This is a genomic window from Bradyrhizobium sp. P5_C11_2 (assembly GCF_054049755.1).
In genome coordinates, this window is sequence record NZ_JBFULT010000003.1 from 1 (window position 1) to 18,096 (window position 18,096).

Sequence of the window (18,096 nt, forward strand, 5' to 3'; positions counted from 1 at the left end):
GCAGCGAGGTGAACACGTCGATCCGCCCGGTCGGATCGGGCGCAAGCCCGAGGAGATAGTAGAAGACATAGATGAGCAGCAGGCCCGAGACGAAGGTCGGCACGCAGACGCCGAGCGCGCAGAACAGCCGCACGCCGTGATCGACGGCCGACCCCGGCTTCAGCGCCGCGACCACGCCGAGCGGCACCGCCGCGATCAGCGCAAGCAGGAGCGCCGTGAAGGTGAGCTCGAGCGAAGCCGGCAGCCGCTCACGCAGGTCTTTCAGCACCGGCTGTCCCGTCATCATGGAGCGGCCGAGATTGCCGTGGCCGATGTCGGAGAGATAGAACACGAGCTGCTCCGGCACCGACTTGTTGAGCCCCATCTGCTTGCGGATCTGCTCGATCTCCTCCTTGCCCGCATTGGGCCCCGAGGCGAAGAACACCGCGGGGTCGCCGGGCAGGACGCGCATCAAAAGAAAGGTGAAGACCAGCACACCGAACAATGCCGGCAGCGACGACAGAAGCCGCCTGCCCGCCCGCATCATCGTTGCGCCAAGACCGGTCATCACTTTTCAGCGTCCCTGTTTGCGGATGTCACTTGCGGCTGACATCGCGGTAGTCGACCTGACGATGGAATTCGTAGGTGTAGCCCTCGATCGAGGACGCCATGACCGCATCCTGATTGGGCTGCCACAGCGGGATCTGCGGCATCTCGCTGAAGTGGATGGCATTGAGCTTGCGGCCATCCTCCTCGTACTTGGCCTTGTCCGGCTCGAAGCGGGCTTCCTGCGCGATCGCGGCCAGCTCGGGATTGTTGATCGAGCTGTAGTTCCAGCGCTGATTGCCGGTGTAGAAGTTGCGGTAGAAATAATCCGTCGACGGCAGCCAGGCGACGATGCCCTCGGTGAAGAACGGCAGCTTCTTCTCATTGATCTGCGTCGACATCTGCGCGTCCGGCAGCTTCTGGATGTCGACCTTGATCCCGATCTTGGCGAGCGATTCCTTCACCAGGGCCGCCATCGGCTCCGCCGTCGAGGCCTGACCGACATTGAAGCTGAAGCTGGTCGAGAAGCCTTCGGGAAGGCCCGCCGCCTTGAGATATTCGCGCGCCTTGTCGAGATCGATCTTCACGGGCGCCTGGAACGGATAGATGCCGTTCAGCGGCTTGCCGTCGGGCCAGGTCGCGCCGAACAGCGGCGCGCCACGACCGAACAAGGCGGCCTTGAACATATCCTCATAGGGCAGAGCGAAGGCGATGGCGCGGCGCACATTGACATTGTCGAAGGGCGGAATCTGGTTGTTCATCGAGACGAAGGTGATCGCATTGTACTGCGGCGTCGAGACCACCTTGAGCTTGCCCTTGGCCTCGAGCGACTGCACGTCGCTCGCCTGGAGATCGACGACGATATCGGCATCGCCGCGCTCGACCAGATTGGCGCGGGTCGCCGGCTCCGGCACGGACTGCACGATCACGCGCTTGAAGAAGGCCGGCTTGTTGGCCGAACCGCGGTTCCAGGCCTCGTCGCGCTYGAGGATGACCTGCTCGCCCGGCTTGAAGGTCTCGACCACATAGGCACCGCTGCCGGCGGTGTGCTCCTTCAACCAGGCGGTGGCCCAGGGATCGTCCGCGGTCGCGTGCTCCTTCGCGACCTTGGAGTTGATGATCATCGGATAGACGGTTGCGAGATTGGGCAGCGCGAGCTTGTCCGGCTTCGGCAACGTCACCTCGATGGTGAGGGGATCGATCACCTTGAACTGGTCGGCCGAGGTCAACGAGCCCGTCAGGAGCTGGGCCTTGCCGAGGATCGGCGCGGTGACGCAGCGATCGAGCGACCATTTCACGTCCTCGGCCGTCACCGGCGAGCCGTCCTGGAATTTGGCATCCTTGCGCAGGCGGAAGGTGAGCTTCAACCCGTCGGGACTGACGTCGTAGGATTCGGCGAGCTCGCCCGTGATCTTGTCGAGATCGAACACCCATTTGCCGTTGAGCTGCTTGCGGCCAAATGCCACCAGCCGGTCGTAGGTGCTCATGCTCAGCGCAAAGGACTCGCGGGTCGAGCCGGGAATGTTGGGATCGAGCGTGTTGACGGATGCGCCGRTCACGTAGCGCAACGTTTCCGCCCTGGTTTGGGCCTGCACAGGCGCGGTGGCAACGAGCAGCAGCGCGGCGGTGGCGACGACGCAGGACGCCGGCCTGAAAGACACAAAACGCATTGGTTTTCCCTTGAATTTCGACAAGAACGCCAGCAAGGCATGGTGAGAAAGAAGCAATTTGCGCGCCAATCCCTGATGGACGCTTCGTCGCGGCAGAGCATGGACAATCATCGCGATTCTCCCACATTTTGCGCCGGCCGCGCCACCACGGCCTGCGGCACGTCATAGGCACTGAGCGAAGCCCAGTGATGCCTGACATCGGCGCGGAACAGGCCGCGCGTGAGGCCGTGGACCAGCTTGGGAACGGCGGTCGTCATCGCGTTGATCGACGATCCTGACGGGCCGAAGCTCATCGTGGACGCGATGGCGAAGAGATGGATGTCGGAGATCCATGGCGTCGCGCCCGGCACACGTTCGGTGAAGGCGTAATCGTCGGCAAGATAGGGGAAGCGGCCGAGCCGCACGTTGCGCTCGGTTTCCGGCGGCTGGTAGCGGTCGGCCCAGGTCGCGATATTGCCGGCAAATTGGCGCAGCTCGCCGCGTTCGGCGAAGTTCATGTCGATGCCGGTGCCGCAGATGACGAAGTCCGCCGTGATGGCGCCGCGCGGCGTCTGCAATTCGATGGCCTTGCCGGTCTGCCGCGCTGCCTCGACAGGCGCACCTTCATGCAGCTTGAAATTGGCGTGACGTGCGCAACGGTCATAGGTCGGCTGCGGAAATCCCTCGCGCATTTCGAGGATCTTGCGCATGAAGCGCCAGCGCCAGGCATCGTCGAGATCGCTGAGATGACGCAGGAAGCCGCGGAAGGTCAGCCAGCGATAGGGCTGGATCACCTGGATCTGCGACCGGCGGCAGAGCAGATGTACTTCGGCCGCGCCTGCCTCAAGCGCGGTTGCCGCATTGTCGAAGGCGGAGGCGCCGGCGCCGATCACGGCCACGCGCTTGCCGCGAAGGCTTTCGAAATCGATGTCGTCGGCGACGGTCGCGACCGAGCCTGACGGCAAATGGGACAGCGGCTCGGGGATCATCCAGTTGCCCATCCCCTCCTGCCCCGTCGCCAGCACGATCTTGCGCGCATAGAGCGTCTCGACGCCGTCGGCACGTTTCACGTGTGCGGCGAGCAGGCCATCGGCCGCCGGCGCGATCTCGAGGAGCTCGCAGCCGTTGCGCACCGGCAATCCGATCGTGCGGCGCAGCCACAGCAGATACTCGGCCCAATGGCCGCGCGGGATGAGGTCGAGCGTCTGCCAGCTCTCCTTGCCGAAGCGGGCTTCGTGCCAGGACTGATAGGTCAGGCTCGGAATGTCGAGGTCCGGGCCGGTGTAGTCCTTCGGACTGCGCAGCGTCGGCATGCGGGCATAGCTGAGCCACGGGCCTTCCATCCCCTCCGCGGCCTTGTCGAGCAGCAGGATGTTGCTGACGCGGGAGCGCATGAGGCCGAAGCCGATGGCGATGCCGGACTGGCCAGCGCCGACAATGAGCACATCGAGCGCCGGCTTGCCGTCCGGTCCCGGCTTTGGAGGGAGCCACGCGGCGCCCGGATGCGCGATCATGGCGAGATCGGCGCGAATATCGGCTTCGAGGTCTGTCAGCGCGTCGCTCATGCCGCGAGCCATCCGCCGTCGACCACCATCACGGTGCCGGTCGTGAACGAGGACGCATCACTGGCGAGATGCAGCGCCGTCTGTGCGATCTCCTCGGCTTGCCCGAACCGCTTCATGGCATGGCGGTTGCGCGAGGCTTCGCGCACCTCGTCCGCATTGGCGTGACGGGCAAAGCTGCGGCGAAGCATCGGCGTGTCGATCGCGCCCGGTGCGATCGCGTTGACGCGAATGCCGTCGGTGGCGAAATCCACCGCCATCGTCCGCGTCAGGCTGACAATCGCGCCCTTGGCGGCGATGTAGGCGCTGTTGCCCTTGCCGCCGGCAATGGCGAGCTGCGAGGCCAGCGTGATGATCGAGCCGCTCTTCTGCCGCTGCATCTCGGGCACGGCGGCCCGCGCCCACAGCCAGGTGCCGCCGACATTGGTGCGGAACACCGCGTCCCAATCGTCCGGGCTCGTCGTCAGCACCGTGCCGCCGCAGGAGAAGCCCGCCGCGGTCATCAGGATATCGAGCCGGCCGTGCCGCGCCATGACATCGCCCACGACAGTCTCGGCGAATGCGGTATCGCCGACGTCGCCGACATGCGTCGTTGCCTCGCGCACGAGGCTCAACGTCTCCGCAAGGCCCGCCGCATCGCGATCGACGAGAGCGAGACGCGCGCCTTCCTCCGCGAACAGCTTTGCGCTGGCGCGGCCGATGCCCGAGCCTGCACCGGTGATGATGGCCGTGCGCCTCTGCAGCCGCATGTCAGATCCACTCCTTGTGCTGCTTCCACCAGGCGCTCATCGCAGCGGCCGACTCCACGCAGCCGAACCGGGCGCGCCAGCCGAACTCATCGGCCATCCTCTTGATCGACATCGGGGCACGATCCCCGCCGTGGAGCTTGATGAAGGTCTTCTCTCCAGGTGACGCGAGCCGGCACTCCAGCCCGGGATGCAGGGCTGCGAACGCCTCACCCCATTGCAGCGCAGACCAGGCCGCGCCGCTTGAGATGTTGTAAAGCCGGTGGCGCGGCCGCTCGGCTTCGATCAGCACCGCCACCGCTTCGGCGGCGTCGGGCGCGTAGGTCCAATCCTTGATGCCTGGCGCAGGGAGAAGGGCCGGTTCGCCGCGGGCGAACGCAGCAAGGATCTGGAACTGGAGGCTGGGCGTATCGCGCACCTTCCCGATCCGCTCCCACGGACCGAACACGGCGCTTAAACGCACGCTCAGAAAATCGCCTTCCCACAACTCGGCAAGCCGCGCCACGGATCTCTCTGACGTGAATTTGCTGATCGCGTAGAACGAGACGGGATCGCACGGCGTCTCCTCGTCCAGTAGCGGATAGCGTTGTCCCGCAGCCCCATAGGCGGACGCCGAGGACAGATTGATCACGCGCCGAACGCCACGGCGAATCGCAGCGCTCAGGATCGGCATCTGAGCCATCACATTGATCTCGAGGATGCTCGAGGTCGTGGTCCGCTCGAGCTGGTCCCCGGCGGTTATGGCAGCGCCAAGGATGATCGCATCAAAGCCTTGCTTTACCAGGGCGTCGATCCTCTCGATGTCCGTGATCTCGCCTTGAACAATCGAGAGCCGCTCCCGGTGGTCAGCAAAGGATCGCTCCGCGCCAGCCGGAAGTTGCTTCCGATCGTACAGCGTCACGTCATGGCCGCGCGCGAGCAGCACCTCCGCGAGATTGAGGCCGACGAAGCCGGTGCCGCCGAAGATGACGATCCTCATCGCGCGCGAACCACCGTCACAGCAGTTTTGCTCCAAAATTCCGTTCCGGATCCATGTCGGCGACGAGCCGGCCGGTGGGCTTGGCCGCCTCACCGCCGCTGCGTGCCAGGAACTTGCCGCTGCCGGCGCTCGCGAGACACTTGTTGTCGTCGACGATGACGCGGCCGCGCGACAACACCGATACCGGCCAGCCCTTCAGCTTGCGGCTTGCAAACGGCGTGTAGCCGGCAAGATCGTGCATCATCTCGTCGGCGATCACAGTCTCGCGATTGGGATCCCAGATCGCGATATCGGCGTCGGCGCCGACTGCGATCGAGCCCTTGCGCGGATGCAGATTGTAGATCTTGGCCGGCGCGGTCGAAGTCAGCTCGACGAACTTTTCCAGGCCGAGCCGTCCCTTCGACACCATCGCGTCGAACAGCAGCGGCAGCCGCAGCTCCAGTCCCGGCAGGCCGTTGGCGACCTGCTTGAAGTTCGGATTGGGTCCGGCGCGCAGCTTGCCGGTTTCGTCGAAGCGATACGGTGCGTGGTCCGACGAGATGGTCTGGAGATCGCCGAGCGACAGCGCCTGCCACAGCGCCTCCTGGTCGGAATGGGTGCGCGGCGGCGGACTGCACATCCATTTGGCGCCGTCGGCGCCGGGCTTGTCGAGATCGCCGGCAGTCAGGAACAGGTATTGCGGACAAGTCTCGGCAAAGACCTTGAGCCCCTGCCCGCGCGCATCGCGGATCACCTTGGCGCCTTCGGCCGTGGAGACGTGGAAGATCATGATCGGCTGATCGATCAGTGCGGCCATGCCGATCAGCCGGGTGAAGGCTTCGGACTCCGACACACGGGCGTGGCTGACCGCGTGGTATTTCGGCAGCGTGTAGCCGCGCGCGAGCAGGCGCTTCACCATCCAGGCGATGATGCCGTGGTTTTCGGCATGCGCGCACAGCATCGCGCCGGACTGGCGCGCGGCGAGCAGGATGTCGAGCAGCGGCTCGTCGTCGACCTTGAGCCGGTCATAGGTCATGAAGATCTTGATCGAGGCATGGCCCTGCTTCACCAGCGCCGGAATGTGCTCCTCGACCGTCTCCCGGGTCGCGTCCGCAATGATCATGTGAAAGGCGTAGTCGATCACGGCGCCCTTCTTCGCCAGCGCGTGATAGTCCTCCACCACCTGCGGCAGCTTCATGCCGACATGCTGGGCGGCGAACGGGATCACCGTGGTGGTGCCGCCGAACGCCGCGGACACCGTCGCGCTCTCGAACGTATCGGCGTTCATGATGCCGGCAGCGGACAATTGCTCGATATGGGCGTGGCTGTCGACGCCGCCGGGCAGCACCAGCTTGCCGCGCGCGTCGATCTCGCGCTTGGCGGGCGGAAGCCCGCGGCCGATGGCGGCGATGGTCTCGCCGGAGATGGCGACGTCGGCTTCGAACACGTCGGTCGTGGTCGCGACGCGTCCGCCGCGAATGATCAGGTCGTAAGTGGGTTCAGTCATGAGGCACTCCGTGATATGCCTGAGGCAAGTACTCGTAATTTCGCAGGAAGACCATCATGTCCCGGCCGCGCATTCTCGTCATCAATCCGAATTCCAACCCCGCGGTCACGCAAGGGCTTGAAGATGCCCTGAAGCCGCTCGCTTTCGAAGGCGGACCGGAACTGGTCTGCCAGTCGCTGGCGGAGGGTCCGTTCGGCATTGAAAGCCAGGCCGATGTCGATGGCGTCGCGATGCCGCTGCGCCGGCTGGTGGAAAGCGACAACAGCTCGGCTGCCTTCGTCATCGCCTGCTACAGCGACCCCGGTCTTCAAGTCTGCCGCGAGGGCACCGACCGTCCCGTGTTCGGCATCGCCGAGTGCGGCGTGCTGACCGCGCTCGCCCGCGCCGAGACCTTTGGCGTCATCGCGATTGCCCAGCGCTCGATCCCGCGCCACATGCGCTATCTCAGGCAGATGGGACTGACCGAACGCTTGGCCGGCGAGCGGCCGCTGAATATGAGCGTGGCGGAAACCGCGTCCGGCGAAGGGACGCTCGCGAAGATGATCGACATCGGCCGCGCGCTGCGCGACGAGGACGGCGCCCGCGCCATCGTGATGGGCTGCGCCGGCATGGCGCGCCACCGCCGCCCGCTGGAAGACGCGCTTCGTATTCCCGTGATCGACCCGACACAGGCGGCCGTCACCATGGCGCTGGGAGCGGTGCAGTTCTCGGCTCACTAGGCGTCCTTCAGCTCTTTGGCGTCCTGGCGCGCGAGCCACTGCGCATGGCTCTCGCGAACAAGCGCAAACGTGTCCCGCTGCGTCGTGTAGAGATTGCCGAACATGCGGCCGATCGGCCGGTAGGCATCGAGATCGACATACATGTTGGCCTCATCGACCAGGCCCTCGCGGGCGTGAACCCTGAGCACCTCACCGACCAATAGTTCGCGGTCGGGCGAAAAGTTCAGCACGACATGGCGGCGGCATTCCAGCGCAAAGGGCGCCGCGGCGAGGCGCGGCACCTTCACATCGACGGAGGGCAGCGTGGCGAGCCCGGTCGCGGCGACCTCGCTGTCGCCGGAGGGGAAATCGACCGCGCAGTCGTTCATCGATGCCGACAGCGCCTCGTCCACCATGTGAACCACGAACTCGCCATCGCGATGGATGTTGCGGGTCGTGTCCTTCGGGCTGTGATCCGGCTTGTGCTGAAGCCCGAGAACGATCAGCGCCGGGCTTTCCGAGAAGACGTTGAAGAAGCTGAACGGCGCGGCATTGACCGCCCCGTTCTCGTCCAGCGTCGTCACCAGCGCGATCGGCCGCGGCACCACCACGCCGCAGAGCAGCTTGTAGCGGTCGCGCGGATCGAGCTCGCGCAGCGGAATGCCCGATGTGCCCTTGCCTGTCATCGGCGTCATTTCTCCGGCGGCGGCACCGAGCCGGTCTGGCTGGTGATCAGGCCGTAATGCTCGATGCGGCGATGCCGGGCGAAATCGAAGATCGTGGTCTTGCCGAAGGTCGTGGCATCGAGGTCGCAGGCGTGAACCAGAACCTCGTCGTCCTCCGTCTTCGCCTCGGCGACGATCTCACCATTGGGATCGACGATCAGGCTGCCGCCAAACAGCGGGTGGCCATCTTCGACGCCGGCCTTGCCGACCGCGACGACCCAGGTCGCATTCTGATAGGCGCCGGCCTGCACCGAGAGGCGATTGTGGAACAGGCGCTTCTCGACGCCCTCCTCGCTCTTCTCCGCATTGACGGACGGCGTGTTGTAGCCGATCACCACCATCTCGACGCCCTGCAGGCCCATGACGCGATAGGTCTCGGGCCAGCGGCGGTCGTTGCAGATGGCCATGCCGATGATTCCGCCCAGCTCACGCCAGACCTTGAAGCCGAGATCGCCCGGCTCGAAATAGCGCTTCTCCAGATGCTGGTGCGAGCGCTTGGTGTCGTACTCCACATGGCCCGGCAGATGGACCTTGCGATATTTACCGACGATCTTGCCGGACTTGTCGGTCAGGATTGCCGTGTTGAAGTGGTGGCCGTCAGGCGTCAGCTCGGCATAGCCGAAATTCATCGCCATCTGGTGCTGAGCTGCGCGCTCGAACAGCGGCTTGGTCGCCGCACTCGGCATCTCGCGCTCGAACCAGATGTCGAACTCGGCCCGGTCCTCCGCGTACCAGCGCGGAAAGAACGTCGTCAGCGCCAGCTCCGGATAGACGATCAGATCGGCGCCCTTGGTCTTGGCCTCGTCCATCAGCGCGATCATGCGCTTGACCACGGCCTCGCGGCTGTCGGCTTTCTGAATCGGGCCCATCTGGGCGGCGGCAACATTGACGATACGCATCAGAAAATTCCTGATTGATTGGCGAGGCTGGGGATCGCAGCTTCAAGGGGGTGTCGGCGCGCGCAGCATACCGCGGTCTTGCGCCGATTTTCCAGACAAGCAGTTTTCATGCCGTCCGCCCCCATTCGGCATCCTGCAAAAGCCGCCAGTTGATCTTGTTGCTCGCGGTGCGCGGCAAGGCATCCACGAAGATGACGGCGCGGGGCGCCTTGTAGCTTGCCATGACGCCGCGCGCCCAGCCGATGATATCATCCGGCGACGTCGTCGCGCGCATCGCCTCATCCAGCACCACCAGCGCCTTGACGGTCTCGCCGCGATAATCGTCCGGCGCCGAGACGATGCAGCATTCCCTGATGGCGCGGTTCTGGTACATGGCCGCCTCCACCTCGGCCGGCCACACCTTGAAGCCGCTGACATTGATCATCCGCTTGAGGCGGTCCACCGCAAAGAAATAGCCGTCGGCATCGCGATAGCCGAGATCGCCCGTGCGCAGGAACCGCTTGCCGGCGAGCTCGATGAACGCCTCGGCGTCGGCCTGCGGTCTGTTCCAATAGCCTCGCAGCACCTGCGGGCCGTGCACGACGATCTCGCCGACGACGTTGTCGTCGAGCTCGGTGAGGCTCTCCGGATCGATGATCCTTGCGTCGGTCTCGTGCACGGCGATGCCGAGGCATTGCCGCTTCGGCGTCGCCATAGGATTGATGTGCGTCGGTGACATCGTCTCGGTCATGCCGTAGCCCTCGACGAAATCGAGACCGAAGCGTCCCTTCAGCCGCTCGGCCACCGCGGTCGGCATCGCGGCGCCGCCGCCGGTCAAGACTTTGAGCTTGGCAAAACAGCGGTCGCGGAACCGGGCGCTGGCAAGCACGTCGACGATCATGGTCGGGGCCGCGTTCCAGAACGTTACCCCGTAGGTTTCGAACAGATCCGGCAGCAGATCCTTGTCCCAGCGCGCCATCAACAGCAGCGTGGCGCCGGTGACGATCGCGGCATTCATCGAGCCCTGCATGCCCGCGACGTGAAACAGCGGCATGAAACCGGTCATCACGTCGTCGCCGCCGAGGCCGTACCAGCGCGCCTGCAAGACCGCAGTGAACAGCGCGCTGCGATGGCTGTGCATGCAGGCCTTGGGCTTGCCGGTCGTTCCCGACGTATAGGGCAGGATCATGAGATCGTCCGGCGCCGCGCTCATCGTGCCGGGCAACAGGCCTTGTGCGATTGCGGACGACCAGGAATGCCACCCCGGTAACGGCGGCACGTCCGCCGAGGCTTCGGTCACGCAGGATGGCAGCGTATAAGGCGTGGCCGCCGGAATCTCGTCGCGATACTGCGCCACGATCGCATGGGCAATGATCCCGCCCGCCGGCGGAGCAAACTCGGCGCTGAGCTCGCTGCCGATGATCGCGACCCGGGCGCCGCTGTCCGCGGCGAGATAGTCGATCTCGGCCGTCTTGTTCATGGGGTTGACGGGCACGATCACGGCGTCCGCCCGCATCACCGCATAATAGGCGATGACATATTGCGGCGAATTCTGAAGGGCGATGATGACGCGGTCGCCGCGCCGCACGCCGCAGACCGTTTGCAGGAATCCGGCCATGGCGTCGACCCGGTCGCGCAGCTCGGCATAGCTGAGGCTCGCGCCGTAAAATATGGTCGCCGGATGCGTGGGGCGATCATGCGCGGCCCGCGCCAGCGCGTCGTAGAGCGTTCCCTCGGGCATCGCGAGATGCCAGGGCTCATCCGCCGGCCAATTCGGTGACCGGCGAAGCATTGCGTTCGGTGTGCCGTCCGCGCTCACCCGTGCTCCTCGTCGGCGATGTCCAGGCCGTGGTCGAGCGCGTCCAGCAGCCACTCGGCCTCGTGCTCGGAGATCACCAGCGGCGGCGCCAGGAACAGCGAGGTCTGCTCGCCGCTGGTCCCGATCACCGCGCCGGCCTCCAGCGCACGCGACGCCACGCGCGAGGCGATCGGCACCTCGGTCGTATCGGCGCGCCATGAGCGCCAATCCGGCCCGTGCAGCTCGACCGTCCAGTGCAGCCCCTGCCCCGCCACGCGCTGCACGCTGGGATGTTTTTGCGCGATCGCGAGCAGGCGGCGGGTGAACAGCTTTTCGAGACTGCGGACGTGCTCGAGAATTTTCTCTTCGGTGACGACCTTCAGGTAGGCGCTGACGGCGGCCATGCTGATCGGATGACCGCGCAGCGTGCCGTAATTCTGCCAGCTCGTGCCCTTGAGCCGCTCGACGATCGCCTTCGAGACCACGACCGCGGCCACCGCCGCCGCACCGCCGCCGAGCGATTTTCCGAGCGTCACGATGTCGGGGCGGCTCGTCGCCCCCTGGAATGCGAACCAGCGTCCGGCGCGTCCCGCACCGGTGACGACCTCGTCCGCGATCCAGTATGAGCCGGCCTGGCGTGCGCAACGCGCCACCTCGTCCTGATACGCGCCGTCGTAATAGATGCCGCCCTGGGTGTAGTCGATGATCGTCGCCGCGGTGTCCGAGAGCAGCCGCGTGGCGTCCGCCAGATATTCGCTCGGAGGTGCATTGTTGGCCGGCGCGCCATAGATTGCACCATCGGGTGCGGGCAAGATACGCACCGGGGCCATCGGCGCCGGCAGCTTCGAGCCGCCTGAGTGCACCGCGAGCCCGCCATGCCACTGCGGCTGCACCGTCATGCTGCGCGACAGGCCGGTGATGCCGTGATAGGCGCGCTCGCGCGTCGCCAATGCGGAGCGTTGCGTCAGCGCCTGGCAGAGCGACAGCGCCATGTCGTTGGCCTCGCTGCCGCTGATGCAGAAGCGCACCGCGCCGACCCAATCCTCCTCGCCTTTGAACGCGGCAGCCATCAGATCGTCGGCGGCCTGCTCGCGCCCGACCCAGGTCCAGCCCTCATTCACGACCGGCGTATCGGCCGCGCGACGGATCGCCTCCACCATCACGGGATGACGATGCCCGAGACCGCCGCCAGTGTTGCTGCCGTCGATCAGCCGGCGCCCATCCGCAAGGTGAAAGTAGACACCCTCGCCACCGACCACGGCCATCGGCGCGCTCTCACCCGCGTTCAGTCCGGTTCGCAACAATTTGCTCATCGCGGGTCCCCTCACTCCGCGGCCGCGGCGCCGTAGCCGCCGCCGCCGCACATCTCGATCGTGACGAGATCGTCTTGCTGCAACACCAGGTTCGATTTGCCGTCGATGGCAACGTTCGCGCCCTGCCTGATCAGCGAGATGCGGCAGGCCTTGCCGGACTCGCCGCCCTGCATGCCGAACGGCGCAATCACCATGCGCTCGATGCAGGTCGTCAGGTGCATGGAAGGCGCGAGGATGCGATAGGTGCGGACGGAGCCATCACCGCCGCGATGGGCCCCCGCGCCGCCGGAATTCCAGCGAATGGCCTGCTGTTCGAGCCGGATCGCGTAATTCGCCTCGATCACCTCGACCGGCGTGTTGGAGGTGTTGGAGAGATGCACCCGGGTTGCAGACATGCCGGCCCGGTCATGACGCGCACCCTCGCCGCCGCCGTGGACCTCGTAGAGCATCTTCCATGAACCGTTCTGGCGCGGTTCGGCAAAGAACAGCACGCCCGCGGTGGTCGCGCCGCCGGCCGACAGGCGCTCCGGAATGGTGTCCTGCATCGCGCGAAAAATCGCATCGACGATGCGCATGGACGTCTCGTGGTTGCCGGCGGCCACGGACGCCATCCAGCCCGGCTCCAGGATCGAGCCCGGGCGCGTGATGATGGTCAAAGGCCGCAGCGCGCCTGCGTTCTGGTGCATGTCGCGCCCGCTCATGATGCGCGCCGCATAGGCCACCGCCGAGCGCGCCATGAACGGCGTCGTGTTGCAGAAGTTGGAGACGCGGTCGCAGCTGCCGGACAGATCGAAGGTCGCCTCGTCGTCGCGAATAGTGATCTTGACGTGAATGCGCGCCGGCGCATTGTTCACACTGCCGTCGTCGAGATGATCCTCGCCCTCGTAGACGCCGTCCGGTAGCGCGCGAATTGCCTCGCGCATCTCGATCTCCGAGAGATCGTGCAGGCGCGACTGCATCGCCGTGAACACCGCCTTGCCGTGCTCGCGGCAAAGCTCGACGAYGCGCTTCTCGCCGGCCTTGGTCGCCGCGATCTGGGCAAGCAGATCGCCCTCGCAGGACTCAGGGTCGCGAACGTTGGCCTTGAGCAGCTGCACGATCGGCGCGCTGACGCCGGCTGCGGTCGCGATCAACACCGGCGGTATCCGCATCGCCTCCTGGAACGTGTCGATGGCCTTGGCAAAATAGCTGCCCGGCCAGGTGCCGCCGATGTCGGGCCAGTGCGCGAGGCTGACGGCGAACGCCACGATCTCGCCGTCGACGAAGACCGGACGCACGACCTTGACGTCGTTGAGGTGATTGCCGCCGAGCGCGCCGACATTGTAGATCAGCACGTCGCCGTCGTTCAGGCTCTCGATTGGCACGACCTTCAGCAACTCGGGAATGGTATAGGCCATCGCGCCGAGATGGATCGGAATGTCGCGGCCCTGCCCGACCAGGCCACCGCGGCCGTCGGTGATCGCCGACGACAGGTCGCCCGCCTCGCGCAGCAGCGGCGAGCGCGCCGAGCGCGTCATCACCAGGCTCATCTCTTCGGCGGCGGCGGAAAGCCCGTGCCTGATGACTTCGACGACGAACGGATCGAGCTTCATGCTGCACTCCGCGTCAGGAACAGATTGCCGGTTGCATCGGGCCGCGCCTGCCAGCCGGGCGGTACCACCACAGTGGACCAGGCGTCTTCGATGATGGCGGGACCGCTGACGATGTCGGTCATTGCGGCGCGGTCAATGATCGCGGTTGCGATGTCGTGGAAACCGTCGAACGAGCAGGTACGCTGACCGGTGGACACTGCGCGGGTCGCGGTCGCCGGCCGGCTGACAACGGTCGTCGACGGACGACGCGCCTGCACACGCACGGATTCGATGACGCAGGGCTCGCTCGTCGCGTAGCCGAAGAGCTCGTGATGCCGCGCCAAAAAGTCCTTCTTGAGCCTGCCGACGTCGAGCGGCAATGCGAACGGCACCGGAATGGCGTCGTTCTGCKCCGCGTAGCGCATCAAGGCCACCAGCTCGACCTGGATCTCCGCCTGCGCAACGCCGTTGGCAATGAGCGGTGCCGAGGCATCGGCGATCAACGTCCCGATCCGCTCCGACACGCGCGCGAGATCGATGCCGTCGAGCGCCGCGCGAAAAGTCTGCTGCTGGAGAAAGCTGAAATCCGCGGTGAGGCAGCCCAGCGCCGAGAACGCGCTCGATGCACTGGGCACGACGACCGCTGCAATCCCGTAGAGATCGGCAAGGCCCGCGGCATGCATCGGTCCGCCGCCGCCGAAGGCGAGCAGCGTGCAGTCGCGCCCGTCGATGCCGCGCTCGACGGTGACGCGGCGGAGCGCGCGCGCCATCGTCGCGTTCGCGACCTTGATGATGCCGAGCGCCGTCTCGGTCAGGCTCAATCCAAGTGCGCGGGCGATCGGGGCGATGACATCAGCCGCGGCCTTGATGTCGATCCCGATGCGGTCGCCGAGCTTTGTTTCGGGATTGAGATAACCGAGCACGGCGTTGGCGTCGGTGATCGTGGGCTCGGTGCCGCCGCGGCCGTAGCAGGCCGGCCCCGGCTCGGAGCCGGCGCTCTCCGGCCCTACCGTCAGGCCGCCCGGGCCATTGCGCACGATCGATCCGCCACCCGCGCCGATCGAATGAACCGCAAGCATTGGCTGGCGCAGCGGCTTGTCGCCGAGCATGCGGCCGTCGGTCATCTCGGCCTGACCGTCGACGATCAGGCAGACGTCGGTGGTGGTGCCGCCCATGTCGAAGGTCAGCATGCGCGATGTGCCGAGCTGGCGCGCGATGCTGACGGAGGCCGAAACGCCGGCCGCAGGACCCGACATCGCCATCACCAGCGGCCGCCGCTTTACGGCGGAGATCGGGATCATGGCGCCGGCCGAATGGAACACCTGCAGGCCGGCCCCGATCGGCAGCCGCTGTTCCAGCTCGCTGAGATATTCCACCGCAATCGGCATCGCGGCCGCGTTGAACACGGTCGCCGAGGTCCGTTCGTATTCGCGCGCCTCGGGATTGACTTCGTGCGACAGCGAGACATGGGCGACGACGTCCTTGAGGCGCTCGCCGAGCATCTTTTCGTGCACCGGGTTGGCGTAGGCGTGGAGCAAGGCCACCGCGACGCTCTGGACGCCGGTCTGCTTGAGCCACGCCACCAGCCGCTCGATTTCCGCAGCATCCAGCGCCTTCAGCACCCGGCCTTCGTGATCGAGGCGCTCGGCGAGCCCAAAACATCGTTCAGGCGGCACCAGTGGCGGCGATTTCGGCGGGATGTCGAGGCGATAGAGATCGCGGCGGCGGTAGCGCGCGATCTCGAGCACGTCGGCAAATCCTTCGGTCGCGACCAGCGCCACCTTCGGCAGCCTGCCCTCGACGATGGCGTTGGTCACGCGCGTGGTGCCGTGGACAAAGCGCTTGACCTCGCTCTTGCGCAAGCCCACCGCTTCGATGGCCTCCAGCATGACCTGAACCGGAGCCTGCGGCCGCGACGGCACCTTCGCGATCCGCGCTTCGGCGGAATCGCGGCGGATCGCGATGATGTCCGTGAAGGTGCCCCCGATATCGGTGCCGACTTCCCAGTGATTGCCGGAATTGCTCATGTGCACAGTCAGCTACGGATGACGTCCGGACCGGACGCCGGGTCCTTCCCGTCCATCGCAACAACGTCGAATGCCAAACCGAGAGCGCTCATCATGCATCCCCTGTCATGCCACCATGAGCGAGCGTGCGACAGAGCGATGGGCGCGGGATAGGGCCAGAGTTGTCGCAAACCGCTAGACCAGCGCGCGAGCGACGCCGCGCGCCGCGCCACAAGCTGCACGTTTTGGTGCAGCGGTGCCCGCGCAGAGAGCACGCAATCGCGGACTGTTCCACGCGAGAAAAGTGCAGCGCACACCACGGATTTCTCGGCGCAAATCGTGACGCCCGCTGCACTGCAATCGGAGCGCCCAAAATAGTCTGTCTAATTTGCAGGCGATCGGGCGGCGCTGCGGGATATGGGCCTGCCTATGAGCTATGCATAGCGGTCGGCTCAGCCTCTCTTTATTGTACGAACAGTAAGAGAGGATGTTGCCGGCCCGGATCGTGCATTGCGGGAGCCACTGCCGATACAAGCCGCGATTCTCGCAAGCAACGGTGCGGCATCCTCGACGTGCAGCCGCCCGTAGCCAAACACCAGGCCCTGCCGCGTCGGGCCGCTCCAGAAAATTCTGCGACAAAGGCTGCACGTGGATGCCGGCCTGTTTCAGGACTGCGGCCGCCTCGCGGTCGCTCATCCGCGCCCGCATTGCGTCGGTGAACAGCGCCACCAGGTGCAGTCCGGTGACGGCGGACGATACCGCCAGATCATCAGGCATCAGCGTTGTGATTGCGTCGATCAGCGCCTTGCGCCTGGCGGCATAGATCCGCCGCATCCCCCGCAGATGCCGCAACAGGTGCCCCTCGCGCATGAACTCCGCCAGCGCGAGTTGTCCGATGCCGGAGGTGTGCACGTCGATCCGCGCGCGGCCTCTGGAAAATCCTTCGATGAAGCGCCTGTTGGCGACGATGTAGCCGAGCCGCAGGCTCGGCATCATGATCTTCGAGAAGGTGCCGAAATAGATCACCCGCCCCTCGCGGTCGAGCGAGCGCAACGAGGCGATCATGCTGTCCTGATGCCTGAACTCCGAATTGTAGTCGTCCTCGATCACCCAGACGTCGTTCTTGTTGGCCCAGTCGAGAAGCTCGAGACGCCGCTCCAGGCCCATGCTGACGCCCAGGGGATATTGATGCGATGGCGTGACCACGATCAGCCGCGCATGCGGGGCGCGCCGGATTCCCTCCGGCACCACCAGCCCCTTGTCGTCGACGGGAATGGGAACAAGCTTTGCGCCGGCGGCCGTGAGCGCCCATCGCGCCTCGACGAAGCCCGGCTCCTCGACCCAGACCTCGTCGCCGGGGTCGAGGATCATCCGGCTGCAGAAATCCAGCGCGCCCGATGTGCCGGAGGTGACGACGACCTCTTCCGGAGAGCAGACCAGACCGCGCACCGAGCCGAGGAAGTTCGCGATCTCGCTGCGCAGCCGCGGATGGCCTTCAGGGGGAAGATCGAGGCATTCCTGCTCTCTTGGATTTTGCCAGGCCTGACGCAGCAGCCGCGACCAGTCCTTGAAGGGAAAGCTCGAAATATCGGGCGCGCCCGGACTGAACTCCGACGGCCAGTTGGTCTCGTAGTCGGAGGCGAGCAGCGAGCGCCAGCGCTCCGACATGTGGGCGGGATCGGCGGCCGGCGACACCGGCGAAGGCGGCTGCGCATGTGGCACCGCGACGGATGCCACCATGACGCTGCCGCGCGGCATCGATTCGAGGTAGCCCTCCGCATAGAGCAGATCCCAGGCGGTCAATACCACCGTCCGCGAGCATCCCAATTCCCGCGCGATCTCGCGTGAGCCGAGAAATTGCGTTCCGCCTGGAAAGACCCCGCGCAGAATGCAGTCCCGGATATGCGCTGCAATCTGCAAATGCAGCGGCACGGCCAACGTCCGGTCGATACGCATCCCGGCAAGGGAGACGCGCTTGCTTGGGTGATGATCTCTGTCCATCGCGGCAGGAAGCTTCTCGAATGCCCGGTGAGCGCCACCAGATTCGCATCAGATTGAGGCAAGTCGGCATCGAGGTACAGCCTTGTCAGACCACACCCCAGCCTTCAATGCGGCAAGAAAGCCGCCCCCCGCGCCCTCGGCCTTACGGCCGGCCGCCGA

General features: G+C 65.7%; 14 protein-coding genes. 1 reads left to right on the forward strand and 13 read right to left on the reverse strand.

The genetic code is table 11. From position 1 onward, the window contains the following. The 6 genes from ACXJL8_RS00590 to hydA all read right to left on the reverse strand — a co-directional run. Positions 1 to 550, reverse strand: a 550-nt coding sequence (locus tag ACXJL8_RS00590; RefSeq protein WP_456684467.1) for an ABC transporter permease, incomplete at its 3' end; no start/stop codon positions are given. Positions 551 to 575: 25 nt separating this feature from the next. Further along, on the reverse strand, positions 576 to 2,195 hold the full coding sequence (locus ACXJL8_RS00595) for an ABC transporter substrate-binding protein (protein WP_456684468.1): 1,620 nt from the start codon (positions 2,193 to 2,195) through the stop codon (positions 576 to 578). A 107-nt stretch (positions 2,196 to 2,302) separates the two neighbouring features. Next, on the reverse strand, positions 2,303 to 3,739 hold the full coding sequence (locus ACXJL8_RS00600; RefSeq protein ID WP_456617709.1) for an NAD(P)-binding domain-containing protein: 1,437 nt from the start codon (positions 3,737 to 3,739) through the stop codon (positions 2,303 to 2,305). Next, positions 3,736 to 4,485: an SDR family oxidoreductase gene (locus ACXJL8_RS00605; RefSeq protein WP_456617710.1), complete on the reverse strand. Its 750-nt coding sequence runs from the start codon at positions 4,483 to 4,485 to the stop codon at positions 3,736 to 3,738. The genes ACXJL8_RS00600 and ACXJL8_RS00605 overlap by 4 nt, the downstream gene beginning before the upstream one ends. A 1-nt stretch (position 4,486) precedes the next feature. Continuing rightward, entirely contained in the window at positions 4,487 to 5,461 is a 975-nt protein-coding gene (locus ACXJL8_RS00610) for an NAD-dependent epimerase/dehydratase family protein (RefSeq protein ID WP_456617711.1), read from the reverse strand. Between the two features lie 16 nt (positions 5,462 to 5,477). Then, positions 5,478 to 6,947: a dihydropyrimidinase gene (hydA, locus tag ACXJL8_RS00615; protein WP_456617712.1), complete on the reverse strand. Its 1,470-nt coding sequence runs from the start codon at positions 6,945 to 6,947 to the stop codon at positions 5,478 to 5,480. A 56-nt stretch (positions 6,948 to 7,003) separates the two neighbouring features. Here hydA and ACXJL8_RS00620 point away from each other — a divergent pair, with 56 nt between their 5' ends. Continuing rightward, positions 7,004 to 7,666 (forward strand): aspartate/glutamate racemase family protein, encoded by a 663-nt coding sequence (locus ACXJL8_RS00620; protein WP_456617713.1) that lies wholly within the window; start codon positions 7,004 to 7,006, stop codon positions 7,664 to 7,666. Here the strand turns inward: ACXJL8_RS00620 and ACXJL8_RS00625 are convergent. The 7 genes from ACXJL8_RS00625 to pdxR form a co-directional block, all read right to left on the reverse strand. Next, positions 7,663 to 8,340, reverse strand: coding sequence for a flavin reductase family protein (locus ACXJL8_RS00625; RefSeq protein ID WP_456617714.1), 678 nt, complete (start codon positions 8,338 to 8,340; stop codon positions 7,663 to 7,665). The genes ACXJL8_RS00620 and ACXJL8_RS00625 overlap by 4 nt on opposite strands. Continuing rightward, on the reverse strand, positions 8,337 to 9,269 hold the full coding sequence (locus ACXJL8_RS00630) for an N-carbamoyl-D-amino-acid hydrolase (RefSeq protein ID WP_456617715.1): 933 nt from the start codon (positions 9,267 to 9,269) through the stop codon (positions 8,337 to 8,339). Before ACXJL8_RS00630 ends, ACXJL8_RS00625 begins: the two co-directional genes overlap by 4 nt. A 106-nt stretch (positions 9,270 to 9,375) precedes the next feature. After that, positions 9,376 to 11,040, reverse strand: a complete 1,665-nt coding sequence (locus tag ACXJL8_RS00635; RefSeq protein WP_456617827.1) for a long-chain-fatty-acid--CoA ligase — start codon at positions 11,038 to 11,040, stop codon at positions 9,376 to 9,378. 23 nt (positions 11,041 to 11,063) lie between these two features. Beyond that, on the reverse strand, positions 11,064 to 12,359 hold the full coding sequence (locus ACXJL8_RS00640; RefSeq protein WP_456617716.1) for an aminotransferase class III-fold pyridoxal phosphate-dependent enzyme: 1,296 nt from the start codon (positions 12,357 to 12,359) through the stop codon (positions 11,064 to 11,066). A gap of 11 nt (positions 12,360 to 12,370) precedes the next feature. Next, positions 12,371 to 13,951, reverse strand: a complete 1,581-nt coding sequence (locus ACXJL8_RS00645) for a hydantoinase B/oxoprolinase family protein (protein WP_456684469.1) — start codon at positions 13,949 to 13,951, stop codon at positions 12,371 to 12,373. Next, positions 13,948 to 15,957: a hydantoinase/oxoprolinase family protein gene (locus tag ACXJL8_RS00650; protein WP_456684470.1), complete on the reverse strand. Its 2,010-nt coding sequence runs from the start codon at positions 15,955 to 15,957 to the stop codon at positions 13,948 to 13,950. The genes ACXJL8_RS00645 and ACXJL8_RS00650 overlap by 4 nt, the downstream gene beginning before the upstream one ends. Positions 15,958 to 16,131: 174 nt before the next feature. Continuing rightward, entirely contained in the window at positions 16,132 to 17,937 is a 1,806-nt protein-coding gene (pdxR, locus tag ACXJL8_RS00655) for a MocR-like pyridoxine biosynthesis transcription factor PdxR (protein ID WP_456617719.1), read from the reverse strand. Positions 17,938 to 18,096 lie beyond the last annotated feature (159 nt).